We start from the raw sequence: 14993 nt of genomic DNA, 5'->3' as shown, positions 1-14993 counted from the left end.
CCTCTTATACTTCTCTGCGTCCTTCTAACGCTTTGGATAATGTCACTTCATCTGCATATTCTAAATCTCCACCAACTGGCAGACCATGTGCAATACGAGTTACTTTAATGCCTGTAGGTTTTAAGAGGCGGGAGATATACATCGCTGTAGCTTCCCCTTCAATATTAGGGTTTGTTGCTAATATCACTTCTTGTACCGTTTCATCATGTAGTCGCTTTAAGAGTTGCGGGATATTAATGTCTTCCGGTCCAATTCCCTCCATAGGAGAAATCGCACCACGTAACACATGATATACACCTTGATACTCTTTCATTTTTTCCATCGCGATTACATCTTTCGGTTCTTGCACGACACAAACAACTGATTGATCTCGATGTGAATCATTACAAATATAACAAGGATCACGATCAGTAATATGTCCGCATACAGAACAGTACGCTAAATCTCGCTTCGCATTTACAAGTGCTTTCGCGAAACCTAACACATCATCTTCTTTCATATCTAATACGAAAAATGCCAATCGAACCGCTGTTTTCGGTCCGATACCTGGCAACTTCATAAAACTATCGATTAGTTTTGATATTGGTTTTGGATAATGCATGTATCAATATCCTCCTAGAACATTCCACCTGGTAAGTTTAAGCCTTTTGTAAATTTACCCATTGTAGAGTTTGAAAGCTCATCAGCCTTTTTAAGTGCATCATTTGTTGCAGCTAATACTAAGTCTTGTAACATTTCGATATCTTCTGGATCTACAACTTCCTCTTTAATCTTCACTTCAAGAATTTGCTTGTGACCATTTGCAATAACTGTAATCATTCCGCCGCCAGCTGTACCTTCAACTGTTTTTTCACCAAGCTCTTCTTGTGCTTTCGCCATGTCCTTTTGCATCTTTTGCATTTGTTTCATCATGTTATTCATATTTCCCATTCCGCCACGCATCATAATTAATTCCTCCTAATTATTATTACTCTTTTATTTCAATGAGTTCTTGCCCTACTAACTTCACTGCCTCTTCTATAAGAGGGTCTTCCTTTTTCTCCGGGCTTTCTTCAGACTCTCCACCTTCACGTTGTAAAAAGTCTTCACGGATTTTACCCCATTCACTTTTTGGAATGGCAATCATATTTAACCTTTTACTTAGCAATTCAAATAAAGCTTGTTCTACTGTATCCATAGCTTCTCGATTTTCGCTCGCCATCTTACAGTGAATCTCATATTGAAATGCTAAAACGTAAGTGTCATCTGAAGCTGCCACTGGTTCACTATTTTCAAGTAAAACGGCAAACGCTACTTTGTTATATGATTTGAGTCTTCCTAACAACTCACCCCATACAGCTTTTAATTGTTCTAAATCTTGACGCTTCGCTTGTTTTAATACTTCATTTACACGTCCGACAGGAATTTTCATACTTCCTGTTCGTACCGGTTTTGGTGTTGCACGTGTCTCTCTTACTTCCTGTTGTACACCTGCTGGCACACCGTTCTTTTTGACTTGCTCTAACTCTTTCTCCAGTTGCTGCATCCTGTTCATAATTGCTTGCAAACGATCTGTACCATTTGCTTGCATCATAAACTGTTGACACAATTGCACCATAACAACTTCTAAGAAAATACGCGGATGATTTGTCCACTTCATTTCCTGTTGTCCCTTACTAAGGGTATGAATAATCTCATAGATCACTTCCGGTTGCATTTCTTCACTCAACTTACGGAATTGATCATCTACAATTACTCGTTCCAACATATGTTCTAGTTTTGGTGAAGTTTGATATAAAAGCATATCACGATAATAGTAAATGAAATCCTCCATAAAACGAACTGGATCCTTCCCTTTACTCATCATTTCATCTATGATTTGCAATGCTCTTGATACATCATTTTCACGTATGCACTCTACTAAATTGCCTAAGTATTGCTGAGAAACAGATCCTGTTACGGCCAATACATCTTCTGTCGTAACAATCTCATCACTATAAGATATAGCCTGATCAATAAGACTAAGCGCATCACGCATACCACCTTCGGCAGCACGCGCAACAATTTGTAATGCTTCACCTTCCACTTGCGTACCTTCATTTGTCACGACCGTTGATAATCTCTCAACAATATCATTCACTGATATTTTTCGGAATTCAAAGCGCTGACAACGTGAAATGATTGTAGGTGGGATCTTATGAGGTTCTGTTGTCGCCAAAATAAAGATAACATGTCCTGGCGGCTCTTCTAAGGTTTTTAAAAGCGCATTGAATGCACCCATAGAAAGCATGTGAACTTCATCAATAATGTATACTTTATATTCTACAGCACTTGGAGCGTATTTTACTTTATCTCTAATATCTCGAATTTCATCTACACCGTTATTTGAAGCCGCATCAATTTCTAATACATCTGAAATGGATCCTTGTGTGATTCCTAAACAAGAAGGACATTCATTACAAGGTTCAGCTACCGGAGCATGTTCACAGTTAATTGCTTTTGCAAATACTTTTGCAATTGTCGTTTTTCCTGTTCCCCTCGGGCCAGAAAATAAATAAGCATGTGAAACTTTCTCTTGAAGAAGGGCATTTTGCAACGTTTTTGTCACGTGCTTTTGACCGACTACATCTTCGAACTTTTGCGGTCTCCATGTTCGGTATAACGCTTGGTATGACACGAAAATACGGCCTCCCTCAAAGGTTATTATCTCATTTATTATAACCCATTCTGTTTATAGATTCCAAAAGTTATTTTCTATACAAAAAACTCACCTTTGTATTAAGGTGAGTTTTGTATACATATATAACTGCCGTGCACCCTCCGTCGATTACGTACCATAAGCGTTACTCAAGCAGTTAGCTCGGTTCAGGCACTCCTGCGGCACACGAGAAGACCCGCTTATTGCTGCTTCCTTCCGGACCTGACAAGGTTCACGGGGTCCCGTTGCGCAGGACCCAAACGTCAACACCACTTACTTAAGGCAGACCTTACAGCAACATAACCTCGAGAGGGGATTCGGCCTCGCTAGAGCGGATTGCGAGTATAGGGCACCGCTACCTCCCCGCTTAGCACGGCAAAGTTAAAACCAATATTCGGTTGCCTTCATTAAAGGCATTATCAGTATAACTTGTTTCTTTAGAAAATGCAAATACGTTAGTTCCCAGTATTCTTCTCTAATTTTTTTATTGCTTTTCTTTTTTTACGAAGCTCTCTAAAAAAGTTTGTTAACAACGTACCGCATTCTTCCTCTAGTACACCAGATACTACTTCACATTGATGATTGAAGCGTTCATCCGTTAAAAGATTCATCAATGTCCCTGCACATCCGCCCTTCGGATCACTTGCACCATATACAACTCGCTTCACTCGTGATAAAACAATTCCACCCGCACACATTGGACAAGGTTCTAATGTTACATACAATGTTGCATCTTCTAAACGCCATGTCCCTAATTTTTTACATGCATCATCTATCGCTAGCAACTCAGCATGAGCTATTGATCTTTGCTCAGTTTCCCTTAAATTATGGGCAACACTAATTACCTCACCATCTAACACTATAACTGCTCCAATTGGTACTTCCTGTATTTCCTCTGCCTTTTTAGCTTCTTCTATCGCTAATTGCATAAAATAAATATCTTGATCTTGTTCCATAACATAGTCCTTTCATTACAAATAAAGTACACTTATTTCCATTTACTACACAGGGGATAACTTTTACAAATTCAATCCACCCTAAAAGAAAAAAGAGAGGGGATTACATATGAAAAATACCGCCTTGCTCATTATCGATATGATTAATGACTTTCAATTTTCCCACGGACCCATTCTAGCTAAAAAATGCGAAACTATAACAAACCCTATTTTACAATTAAAGAAAAAAATGAAATCCTTCGGCTATCCTATAATTTACGTTAATGACCATTATCAACTTTGGAGATCTGATATCGACCAACTTATTACTCATTGCACAAATGAATATAGCGAAAATATAATCCATAAGATTGCTCCAAGTTTTGATGAGTACATTTTTATTAAACCACATTATTCCGCTTTTTATGAAACACCTTTAAATTCATTACTAGGTTATTTAAAAATAGAAAATCTAATATTAACAGGGGTTGCCGGAAATATATGTATCCTATTTACAGCTAATGATGCTCATATGAGAAATTATAAATTGTATGTACCACAGGATTGTATCGCCTCTAACAACGACCAAGATAATATACATGCTTTAAAAATAATGGAAACTACATTGAAAGCAAATATAACATCATCAACCAAAATAAAATTTAATTAATACATATATCTATTTTCTAACTTTTTATATCAAATTAACCCGCTCGCTTCCCTCTTGTGCTACAATAATTCTGTTTTGTGTTTTTAGTAGTCACGGTAAATCACTGATTGAAAGGAGGAAACAGCGTGACCGGAGTACCATTTATCACGGTTGAAGGACCAATTGGTGTTGGAAAAACTTCACTTGCGAAGGAAATTTCAACTCACATGCAACTCCACTTACTAAAAGAGATTGTTGATGAAAATCCCTTTTTAGGAAAGTTCTATGAAGACATCGACGAATGGAGTTTTCAAACAGAGATGTTCTTTCTTTGTAATAGATACAAACAATTAGAAGACATTAACATAAAGTACTTGAATCAAAGGAAACCAGTAGTAGCGGATTACCATATCTTTAAAAATTTAATTTTTGCATCCCGCACATTAAAAGACTCTCAATATGACAAATACATGCAAATTTATCGTATCCTTACACAAGATATGCCTGTGCCAAATGTCATTGTTTATTTAACAGCTAGCCTAGAGACATTGCAAAAACGAATCGCCATGCGCGGAAGAGAATTTGAAAAAAACATGGATCCAAATTACTTACTACAGCTCACAAAAGATTATGAAACAGCAATGGATGCTTTTAAAAAAGATCATCCGGAAATACCAGTATTGAAATTTAATGGCGACGATATGGATTTTGTAAAAAATCCTGATGATTTAAACGTTATCCTATCTGCCCTTCAAAATACTCTCTTAAAGGAGTCGAAATAATAATGAATTTAAGGCAAAAATATGATATACCCAATGACGCAGTAATCACTATCGCCGGAACAGTAGGTGTGGGTAAATCAACTATGACAACTGCATTAGCTAATGCTTTAGGTTATCGCACATCATTTGAAAAAGTAGATTCCAATCCATATTTGGACAAGTTCTATGCGGACTTCACTCGCTGGAGCTTCCACCTACAAGTGTACTTTTTAGCAGAACGATTTAAAGAACAAAAAAGAATTTTTGAATATGGTGGCGGTTTTGTTCAAGATCGTTCCATTTACGAAGACACTGGAATTTTCGCAAAGATGCATCATGAAAAAGGAACAATGACGGAAACTGATTATGAAACATACAAAGGTTTATTTGACGCTATGGTCATGACTCCTTACTTCCCTCATCCAGACTTATTAATTTACTTAGAAGGTTCTTTCGATGATATTGTCGATCGTATTCAAGAACGCGGGCGCCCAATGGAACAGCAAACACCAATTGAGTACTGGAAAGAAATGCATGGACGTTATGAAAACTGGATTAACAACTTTAATTCATGCCCTGTATTACGCTTAAATATTAATGAGTACGATATTTTAAAAGATGGTGATTCAATCGAACCAATCATAAAAAAAATTGGCCATTTTTTAAAACAAACACGTAAACTTGTAAAATAAAAAACCCGTGCATATGCACGGGTTTTCCTATTAAATTACTTCTTCTTTGTTGGAGCAATAATTTCACTCTCAGGTTTTCCTGCGTTAATGCGCTGACGAACAGTACTTGTACTAATATCGTATGCTTCAGCAATCTCTTTAACAGTCATTTCTTTCCCGTTAATTACTGCCGTTAATACTTTACCTGTACGTTTTGGAGCTGCTTCTTTCTTTACAGCTGCTTTTTTAACTTGTTTTGGCGCCTCTACTTTACTCGTAGCTGGTTTTACATCACAAGTACAACCACAAAGTTTACGGAATGTATCATCACTAATAATGCGTGATACGTTTGCACCACTGTTTAAAATTCTATTGTTCTTACAGACAGGACATTGTACATAATATAAAGTTTTTCCATCTAAAGGAAACGTTTGTATAATAAGATCCATGTTGACTCCTTTCATATCTATGAAGATAATCATCGGAATATGAGTGTGTAATAAGGACAAAATTACCTTACACCATACTTTATGATTGGTTTTAAAATAAAAACTCGTTACGTGTTGGTAACGAGTTCTCCAATCTCCACTTATATGCGCTGTTGTCAATTATATCTGGAGGAGGTAGAGGGATTCGAACCCCCGCGCGACTCTCGCCGCCTGTCGGTTTTCAAGACCGATCCCTTCAGCCAGACTTGGGTATACCTCCATATTGACATCAAATATAATATCAAAAGAAAAACAGTTAGTCAACCCTACTAAAATAAATTATGAGGAAAGGAAAATTTCACTTTCCCCTTCCTACATTACAGTACTGACAACGCTCATAATTACCAATCACTCATACCGATGAATGTTTAAATTTACTTAATAACTGTTTTTCCTCCCATATAAGGGCGAAGAACTTCTGGAATTATAATTGTACCATCTTCTTGTTGGTAGTTCTCTAAAATAGCTGCAACCGTACGTCCAATTGCAAGACCAGATCCATTTAATGTATGAACATGTTCTGGTTTTCCATTTGGTTCACGGCGGAAACGGATATTTGCACGTCTCGCTTGGAAAGCTTCAAAATTACTACAAGAAGAAATTTCACGATATGTGCCATAGCTTGGAATCCATACTTCAATATCGTATTTCTTCGCTGCTGTAAATCCTAAATCGCCTGTGCACATGCTCATAACGCGATATGGCAACTCTAATAATTGTAACACGCGTTCTGCATCATTTGTTAACTTTTCTAACTCTTCATAAGAATCTTCTGGTTTTACGAACTTCACAAGCTCTACTTTATTGAACTGATGCTGGCGAATTAAACCACGTGTATCACGCCCAGCTGAACCTGCTTCAGAACGGAAGCAAGAGCTAAATGCAGCATATCTTATAGGCAATTGCTCTTTATTTAAAATCTCATCACGATGCATATTCGTTACAGGTACTTCAGCTGTTGGAATTAAGAAGTAATCTTCACTTTCAATACGGAATGCATCTTCTTCAAACTTTGGAAGTTGTCCTGTTCCTGTCATACTTGCACGGTTTACCATATATGGAGGTAATACTTCTTCATATCCATGCTCATCAGTATGAAGATCAAGCATAAAGCTAATTAAAGCACGCTCTAATCTTGCACCAGCACCTTTGTAAAATACGAAGCGGCTTCCTGTTACTTTCCCAGCGCGTTCAAAATCTAAAATTCCTAAATCAGTAGCAAGATCCCAATGTGGTTTTGGCTCATAAGTAAATTCTTTCACTTCTCCCCAAGTACGTGCTACTACATTATCATCCTCTGTTTCACCAACTGGAGCAGATTCATGAGGGATATTTGGAATAGATAACATTAATCTTTCTAAGTCTTCTTCAACTGTACGAAGTTCGTTATCAAGATCCTTTACTTTTTCTCCAACTTCACGCATTTCTAAAATTAGAGCTTCTGCATCTTTCTTTTCGCGCTTTAATACAGAAATTTGTTGAGATACTTCGTTACGTTTACTTTTTAATTCTTCTGTCTGAACAAGTAGTTCTCTTCTTCTCGTATCAAGTTCTTCAAAACGTCCGAAATCAGTTAAATCTTCGCCTCTATGCTGTAATTTCGCTTTTACTTCTTCAAAGTTTGTACGTAAAAATTTAATATCAAGCATTATATACTCCTCCTTTTATTTTATAAAACACAAAAAACTCCCGTCCCTATATAAAGGGACGGGAGTTAACCCGCGTTGCCACCCTAGTTGAAAGCATTACCGCTTTCCTCTCAAGTAGAAATAACGGCTCTTCACCGGGAATGCTTACTAATCCAAAAGATATTCCACATTCCATTCCAGGATGGATTCACAAACTGTTTCTATCGATTTCCACCAACCATCGACTCTCTATAAGAAACGACATTTGTTACTATTTCCTATCAACACGCTTATTTTATAAAATTGTTACCATCAATTTACTATAATCTTATACAAGTTGCAAGTTACTTATACAACTTTTTTCATTTTCGCTTCTTTTACCATTTCAACAAAGTATGCTGTTACACGATGATCATCTGTTAATTCCGGATGGAATGAAGCAGCTAAAAACTGATTTTGTCTTACCGCTACCATTCGGTCACCATGTTTAGAAAGCACTTCAACATTATCAGCTACTTCTACAACATACGGCGCACGGATAAATACACCAACGAAGTCTTCACCCACGCCTTCAATTGAAAGCGCAGCCTCAAAACTATCCTTTTGGCGTCCGAACGCATTGCGCTCAACTGTAATATCCATAGCCCCAATATGTGCTTCTTCATAGCCAATAAGTGTTTTCGCAAGAAGAATCATCCCTGCACATGTACCAAACATTGGTTTACCAGACTTTGCAAATGTACGAAGTGGTTCCATGAAAGCATACTTATCAATAAGACGGCGCATTGTTGTACTTTCACCGCCCGGTAAAATAAGACCATCAATCTCTTCAAGTTGCTCTATACGCTTTACAACAACAGCTTCTGCACCACTTGCTTCAACTGATTTTACATGCTCACGAACTGCACCTTGAAGACCTAGTACACCGATTTTCACCATTTTAAAGTTCTCCTTTAATTACCATCCACGCTCTTGCATGCGTTGTTCTGGTAATAACGTTGAAATTTCGACACCCTTCATTGCATTACCTAATCCTTTAGAAAGGCTTGCAATTAGTTCGTAATCTTCATAATGAGTCGTTGCTTCAACGATTGCACGTGCAAATTTCTCTGGGTTTTCTGATTTGAAGATACCAGATCCAACAAATACCCCATCAGCACCAAGTTGCATCATTAATGCTGCATCTGCTGGTGTTGCTACACCACCTGCCGCAAAGTTTACAACTGGTAAGCGACCAAGACGTTTAATTTCAAGTAATACTTCGTAAGGAGCGCCAGTATTTTTTGCATATGTCATTAACTCATCTTCACGTAGACTCGCAACTTGACGGATTTCTGCATTGACTTGGCGCATATGACGCACTGCCTCTACAATGTTTCCTGTTCCTGGTTCACCTTTTGTACGAAGCATAGATGCACCTTCTGCAATACGACGTGCAGCTTCTCCGATATCACGGCAACCACATACAAATGGAACTGTGTAATCACGTTTATTTAAATGGTATACTTCATCAGCAGGAGTTAATACTTCACTCTCATCGATATAGTCTACCCCTAATGATTCTAATACACGTGCTTCTACAAGGTGACCGATACGGCATTTTGCCATAACCGGAATTGACACCGCACCCATAACTTCTTCAACAATTGTTGGGTCTGCCATACGAGAAACGCCACCTGCTGCACGAATATCTGCTGGTACACGCTCTAATGCCATAACGGCAACTGCGCCTGCCTCTTCTGCAATTTTTGCTTGTTCAGCGTTAACTACGTCCATAATAACGCCGCCTTTTTGCATTTCTGCCATTCCACGTTTTACACGTTCTGTCCCTGTTACATTTGTCATGTACAAAAACCCCCCTAGGTGAATTGCTTTCCCCCGTTAAAGGCGAAAATTAAGAATACTCTTACATTCTACCACTAACTATCAGATGCTTGTCTACTACTTTTTCATAAAGTCGGTATGAAAAATAGGAATAAAAAAAAGCTCCTATCGTGAGGAGCTTTTAAAACCAACCTTTTACTGTATCAACAGCACTATTCCACATACCACTAAAGAATGAACCAATTCCGCGCATAGCACGAGTAAACCAGTTTGCTTCTTCTACTTCAGATGTCGTTACAAGATCCACTTGCAGTGACTTACCGGTTAAAAATCCAGGGTCGTTTGTATCTTTTGGCGTAATTACCATTTGACCAAGCGCAGCTCCCTTTTTAATAGGTGCTTCTTGTCCCTTACTTGATTCTTTTAATTCTGTTTTATAAACATCTTTACTTCCTTTTGGCACTGGAAGTGAAATAGCTTGTTTCGTTTGAACTGCTACATCTTTATCTTTCGCATTTTCTACTCGTACTGTTTCTTGTCCTTTTACTGAAGAACCTTTTTTATACATTTGTTTCACTTCAAAGTTAGCAAATCCATAATCATATAGCTTCTTTGTTTCATCAAAACGTGCTGTATGAGAACTTGTTTTAATAACTACAGAAATAAAACGCATTCCGTTTCTTTCAACCGTACCAGTGAAGCAATCTCCTGCTTCTGGAGTTGAGCCTGTTTTTAGGCCATCTACGCCATCATATTCTTTAACTAAGCCCTTTAACATCCAGTTCCAGTTCGACATTCCAAACTTCTCTTTTTCTGGACGGAATTCTTTTTTAGGGATTTTTGCTGTATCTAACACTTTTGGATAATCTTTAATTAAATGTTGTGCTAAAGTTGCAACATCCTTTGCAGACATTTTATTTTCTTCATCCGCTGTTGTTCCTTCAGGATGCATTCCCTTTAAATCTTTATTCGTTAAACCTGTAGAATTGACAAATTTATAATTTTTTAACCCTAGTTCTTTCGATTTGTCATTCATCATTTTTACGAAGTCTACTTCTTTACCTGCAATTGCTTCTGCTAATGCAATTGTTGCACCATTTGCAGAAAAGATTGCCATTGCTTCGTATAACTCTTTTACTGTATAAGAGCCACCATTTTCTAATGCAACATTTGATAATGAAGCATCTTGTGAAACCTTATATGCATATTCAGAAACCTTAATTTTCTGGTCCCACTTAAGTTTTCCTTTATCCACTGCTTCGTGAACTAAATATTCACTCATCATCTTTGTCATACTAGCAATGGATAATAATTCATCTGCATTCTTTTGATATAAAATTTTCCCAGAATTCGCTTCTACTAAAATTGCCGCACCTGCTTCAATGTTTAAAGCGGCTCCTGTTTCAGCTGATGCATTGCTATATGGCATAAAAATGCTACAAGCTAGTGTAAGCACTGTTACCAAAGCAATGAATCTTTTGCAAAACATACCTTTCACTTTTGCTACCCCCAATATCTATGTACTCACATAACCGTTATTCTAACATAATCAAAAAAAAATAGACAGAGATATCAAATCTCTGTCTATTTGTATATAAGACATTATAATGAGTAGTTTGGAGCCTCTTTTGTAATTTGTACGTGATGAGGATGACTTTCACGTAAGCCAGCACCTGACATACGAATGAATTGTGCATTTTCGCGTAAGAATTCTAAATCCTGTGCTCCGCAATATCCCATACCTGCACGTAAGCCACCAACTAATTGGTGAACTGTATCTGCTAAAGGTCCTTTATATGGCACTCGTCCTTCAATACCTTCTGGGACAAGCTTTTTATTACCTTCTTGGAAGTAACGATCTTTACTTCCTTTTTCCATCGCACCGACAGAACCCATACCACGATACACTTTAAATTGACGACCTTGGTAAATTTCAGTTTCTCCAGGGCTTTCTGCAACACCTGCAAACATGCTACCTAGCATAACAACATGTGCTCCTGCCGCTAAAGCTTTCACCATATCACCAGAGTACTTAATACCACCATCAGCAATAACTGGAATACCGTGTTTACGAGCTTCTGTTGCACAATCATAAACTGCAGTTAATTGTGGTACACCAACACCGGCTACAACGCGTGTTGTACAAATAGAACCTGGTCCAATACCAACTTTAACTACGTTTGCACCAGCTTCAATTAATGCTTTCGTTGCTTCAGCAGTAGCAACATTTCCAGCGATAATATTTAGTGATGGGTATTTAGCACGAACTTCTTTTACCTTATCAATAACACCTTTAGAATGTCCATGTGCTGTATCAAGTACAATTGCATCTACACTAGCTTTTACTAATGCATCGATGCGAAGCATAGCATCCGCTGTTACACCAACTGCTGCTCCAACTAATAAGCGTCCTTGCTTATCCTTAGCAGAGTTTGGGAATTCAATTACTTTTTCAATATCTTTTATTGTAATAAGCCCTTGTAATACACCGTTATTATCAACAAGAGGGAGTTTTTCAATTTTATACTTTTGTAGGATCTTTTCAGCTTCTTCCAGTGTAGTACCAACTGGAGCTGTAATTAATTGTTCTTTTGTCATTACGTCAGAAATTTTGATTGAGTAGTCTTGGATGAAGCGCATATCACGGTTTGTAATAATACCAACTAATTTTCGCTCATCTAAATTATTTACAACCGGTACACCTGAGATACGATATTTTCCCATAAGATGTTCTGCATCATATACTTGATGTTCTGGAGTTAAGAAGAAAGGATCTGAAATAACGCCGCTTTCAGAGCGCTTTACTTTATCAACTTGCTCTGCTTGTTGCTCAATAGACATATTCTTATGAATAATTCCTAAACCACCTTGGCGAGCCATTGCAATAGCCATGTCAGCTTCTGTTACTGTATCCATTCCTGCACTAATTAACGGGATGTTTAGCTGTAAGCTTTCAGATAAAACTGTTTTAACACTTACTTCTCTTGGTAATATATCTGACCTAGCTGGTACAAGTAATACATCATCAAAAGTCAAACCTTCTTTAACAAATTTAGATTCCCACATAATTGTTCCCCCTATGATACCAGAAATTATTATTAGTAGCTTATCAATTGGTTAAAATACTGTCAAGGACGTATATATATGTTAGAATTTTTAGACAATAAAAGGAGCGTAATATATGCATCAAACATCTTGTACTTGGCAGCAGTTAAGTTTCTTTTTTTCATCTCAAAACGTACAACGTTATCTTGCCCGTTGTTATGAAAAATCCTCTATTCAGGATGCAGAAAAAAAAAGTTTTGAAAATTGTTATCCCTTTATTTATTACTTAGAACACGGTAAAAATTATTATGAATTATATAAGACAGCTCCATTTTCCATTCAACCAATGTTGTTATTTTATGGAATCAGTCAACTGTTTAAAGCATGCCTACTAACTATTGACCCTAACTATCCTGAATCCACTACTGTTTTAGCTCATGGCGTTACAACTCGCAAACGAAAAAAACAAGGGTATCAATTTTTAGAAGATGAGGTGAAGGTACAAAAAAACGGATTGTTTACTCATGTTGCAGAACAACTGTTTCACATGAAACACTTAGAAGCAGAAAAATTTAACATGTTAGAACTAATGGGAAATATTCCAGAATTACAAAATTTATTTCGTTATAGTCAAAAAGGATCAACTTTATATAAAATTGATTCAACAATTAAAAATGAGCTCTCCTTTTCAGTCAACCTACTAGATCGATTACATATGACTAAAGAGAGATTTTCTCGTTACATTGAAACATCTTGTAAGCATTTATCAATACAACACGTACCTGAGAAGACTAATGAATCGAATTTACTTTTTACAGCGCCTATTCAATCATGGAATCCTATGTACAGTACTCCTTTATACTATGAACATCTTACTAATACTTATTATTTGCCACTTACGACTGACCCTAGAAATCCTAAGCCAATATTACCTGAACTCCTCATTCATTATTTATTGCTCTATAATTTAAGCATGATTTCTAGATATGAAACAGATTGGTGGTATGACTTACTTGGAAGTTATGGTTCTGAAGATTATCCATTTATTTATCAATTTCTAAGTATTTCTGCTCAAAAAATCCCTTACTATATTTCAAATTTTTTATTAATGGAACCAAATCTATTTCATGGGAAATAAAAAAACACAAGTCAAATGACTTGTGTTTTTAGTTGCTTGGCGACGTCCTACTCTCACAGGGACAAGGTCCCAACTACCATCGGCGCTAGAGAGCTTAACTTCCGTGTTCGGTATGGGAACGGGTGTGACCTCTCTGCCATCATCACCAAACTATGAAGGCATATTCCTTCAAAACTAGATAACATTTGCTACATATTATATGGTTAAGTCCTCGATCTATTAGTATTCGTCAGCTCCACATGTCACCATGCTTCCACCTCGAACCTATCAACCTGATCATCTTTCAGGGATCTTACTAGCTTACGCTATGGGAAATCTCATCTTGAGGGGGGCTTCATGCTTAGATGCTTTCAGCACTTATCCCTTCCGCACATAGCTACCCAGCTATGCCCTTGGCAGAACAACTGGTACACCAGCGGTGCGTCCATCCCGGTCCTCTCGTACTAAGGACAGCTCCTCTCAAATTTCCTACGCCCACGACGGATAGGGACCGAACTGTCTCACGACGTTCTGAACCCAGCTCGCGTACCGCTTTAATGGGCGAACAGCCCAACCCTTGGGACCGACTACAGCCCCAGGATGCGATGAGCCGACATCGAGGTGCCAAACCTCCCCGTCGATGTGGACTCTTGGGGGAGATAAGCCTGTTATCCCCGGGGTAGCTTTTATCCGTTGAGCGATGGCCCTTCCATGCGGAACCACCGGATCACTAAGCCCGACTTTCGTCCCTGCTCGACTTGTAGGTCTCGCAGTCAAGCTCCCTTATGCCTTTGCACTCTACGAATGATTTCCAACCATTCTGAGGGAACCTTTGGGCGCCTCCGTTACACTTTAGGAGGCGACCGCCCCAGTCAAACTGCCCACCTGACACTGTCTCCCGGGTCGATAAGACCCGTAGGTTAGAATTTCAATACAGTCAGGGCGGTATCCCACCAGCGCCTCCACCGAAGCTAGCGCTCCGGTTTCAATGGCTCCCGCCTATCCTGTACAAACTGTACCAAAATTCAATATCAGGCTACAGTAAAGCTCCACGGGGTCTTTCCGTCCTGTCGCGGGTAACCTGCATCTTCACAGGTACTATAATTTCACCGAGTCTCTGGTTGAGACAGTGCCCAAATCGTTACACCTTTCGTGCGGGTCGGAACTTACCCGACAAGGAATTTCGCTACCTTAGGAC

Annotated in this window: 14 protein-coding genes, 1 tRNA gene, 2 rRNA genes, 1 other RNA gene and 1 other annotated feature (1 of these 19 only partly in view); of the genes, 4 read left to right on the top strand and 14 right to left on the bottom strand. The window is 38.2% G+C overall.

All coding sequences use genetic code 11. The features are described 5' to 3' along the window. Positions 1-4: 4 nt before the first annotated feature. The 5 genes from recR to tadA form a co-directional block, all read right to left on the bottom strand. Positions 5-601, bottom strand: a complete 597-nt coding sequence (gene recR / locus M1D73_RS00135; protein WP_481157982.1) for a recombination protein RecR — start codon at positions 599-601, stop codon at positions 5-7. A 14-nt stretch (positions 602-615) separates the two neighbouring features. Continuing rightward, the gene (locus M1D73_RS00130; RefSeq protein ID WP_014894853.1) at positions 616-942 is read right to left on the bottom strand and encodes a YbaB/EbfC family nucleoid-associated protein; all 327 of its coding nucleotides are present in this window, start codon (positions 940-942) and stop codon (positions 616-618) included. A 25-nt stretch (positions 943-967) separates the two neighbouring features. Then, positions 968-2656: a DNA polymerase III subunit gamma/tau gene (gene dnaX, locus M1D73_RS00125; RefSeq protein WP_098213267.1), complete on the bottom strand. Its 1689-nt coding sequence runs from the start codon at positions 2654-2656 to the stop codon at positions 968-970. Between the two features lie 132 nt (positions 2657-2788). Continuing rightward, positions 2789-3053: signal recognition particle sRNA large type (gene ffs / locus M1D73_RS00120), an RNA gene on the bottom strand. A gap of 79 nt (positions 3054-3132) precedes the next feature. Next, positions 3133-3633 carry a tRNA adenosine(34) deaminase TadA gene (tadA, locus tag M1D73_RS00115; RefSeq protein WP_000434329.1) on the bottom strand — a complete coding sequence of 167 codons (501 nt, stop codon included), beginning with the start codon at positions 3631-3633 and terminating at the stop codon, positions 3133-3135. 109 nt (positions 3634-3742) lie between these two features. On the opposite strand from tadA, the gene M1D73_RS00110 reads away from it, so the two are divergent. The 3 genes from M1D73_RS00110 (at position 3743) to M1D73_RS00100 (ending at position 5714) form a co-directional block, all read left to right on the top strand. Further along, positions 3743-4282, top strand: a complete 540-nt coding sequence (locus M1D73_RS00110) for a cysteine hydrolase family protein (protein WP_000798724.1) — start codon at positions 3743-3745, stop codon at positions 4280-4282. 125 nt (positions 4283-4407) lie between these two features. Further along, a complete protein-coding gene (locus M1D73_RS00105; protein WP_000148218.1) occupies positions 4408-5043 on the top strand; it encodes a deoxynucleoside kinase in 636 nt (211 codons plus the stop codon). A 2-nt stretch (positions 5044-5045) separates the two neighbouring features. Next, positions 5046-5714, top strand: a complete 669-nt coding sequence (locus M1D73_RS00100; protein WP_001053585.1) for a deoxynucleoside kinase — start codon at positions 5046-5048, stop codon at positions 5712-5714. Positions 5715-5749: 35 nt separating this feature from the next. On the opposite strand, the gene M1D73_RS00095 is transcribed toward M1D73_RS00100, so the two are convergent. From M1D73_RS00095 to guaB, 7 genes are all read right to left on the bottom strand, one after another. Further along, complete coding sequence (locus tag M1D73_RS00095) at positions 5750-6142, bottom strand: sigma factor-like helix-turn-helix DNA-binding protein (protein WP_000364193.1); 393 nt, start codon at positions 6140-6142, stop codon at positions 5750-5752. Between the two features lie 166 nt (positions 6143-6308). Continuing rightward, positions 6309-6401: transfer RNA gene (locus M1D73_RS00090), tRNA-Ser, on the bottom strand. A 154-nt stretch (positions 6402-6555) separates the two neighbouring features. Then, complete coding sequence (gene serS, locus M1D73_RS00085; protein WP_000884187.1) at positions 6556-7830, bottom strand: serine--tRNA ligase; 1275 nt, start codon at positions 7828-7830, stop codon at positions 6556-6558. Positions 7831-7881: 51 nt separating this feature from the next. Continuing rightward, positions 7882-8103: a binding site (T-box leader), on the bottom strand. A gap of 54 nt (positions 8104-8157) precedes the next feature. Then, positions 8158-8748, bottom strand: a complete 591-nt coding sequence (gene pdxT, locus M1D73_RS00080) for a pyridoxal 5'-phosphate synthase glutaminase subunit PdxT (RefSeq protein WP_000238787.1) — start codon at positions 8746-8748, stop codon at positions 8158-8160. A gap of 18 nt (positions 8749-8766) precedes the next feature. Further along, entirely contained in the window at positions 8767-9654 is an 888-nt protein-coding gene (pdxS, locus tag M1D73_RS00075; RefSeq protein ID WP_000186165.1) for a pyridoxal 5'-phosphate synthase lyase subunit PdxS, read from the bottom strand. A gap of 160 nt (positions 9655-9814) precedes the next feature. After that, positions 9815-11122, bottom strand: a complete 1308-nt coding sequence (gene dacA, locus M1D73_RS00070) for a D-alanyl-D-alanine carboxypeptidase DacA (protein ID WP_124749816.1) — start codon at positions 11120-11122, stop codon at positions 9815-9817. Positions 11123-11235: 113 nt separating this feature from the next. Continuing rightward, the gene (gene guaB, locus M1D73_RS00065; RefSeq protein ID WP_000264088.1) at positions 11236-12699 is read right to left on the bottom strand and encodes an IMP dehydrogenase; all 1464 of its coding nucleotides are present in this window, start codon (positions 12697-12699) and stop codon (positions 11236-11238) included. Between the two features lie 115 nt (positions 12700-12814). Between guaB and M1D73_RS00060 the strand changes: the two genes are divergently transcribed. Next, entirely contained in the window at positions 12815-13816 is a 1002-nt protein-coding gene (locus M1D73_RS00060) for a YaaC family protein (RefSeq protein ID WP_000554287.1), read from the top strand. A 34-nt stretch (positions 13817-13850) separates the two neighbouring features. On the opposite strand, the gene rrf is transcribed toward M1D73_RS00060, so the two are convergent. Together rrf and M1D73_RS00050 are read right to left on the bottom strand one after the other, a co-directional pair. Next, positions 13851-13966, bottom strand: a 5S ribosomal RNA gene (gene rrf / locus M1D73_RS00055). Positions 13967-14015: 49 nt separating this feature from the next. Then, positions 14016-14993: ribosomal RNA gene (locus M1D73_RS00050) — 23S ribosomal RNA — on the bottom strand (it continues 1944 nt past the right edge of the window).

It is taken from the genome of Bacillus sp. PK3-067 (assembly GCF_056738645.1).
The sequence above is the reverse complement of the archived record's forward strand: the minus strand, read 5'-3'. Positions and strand labels throughout refer to the sequence as shown.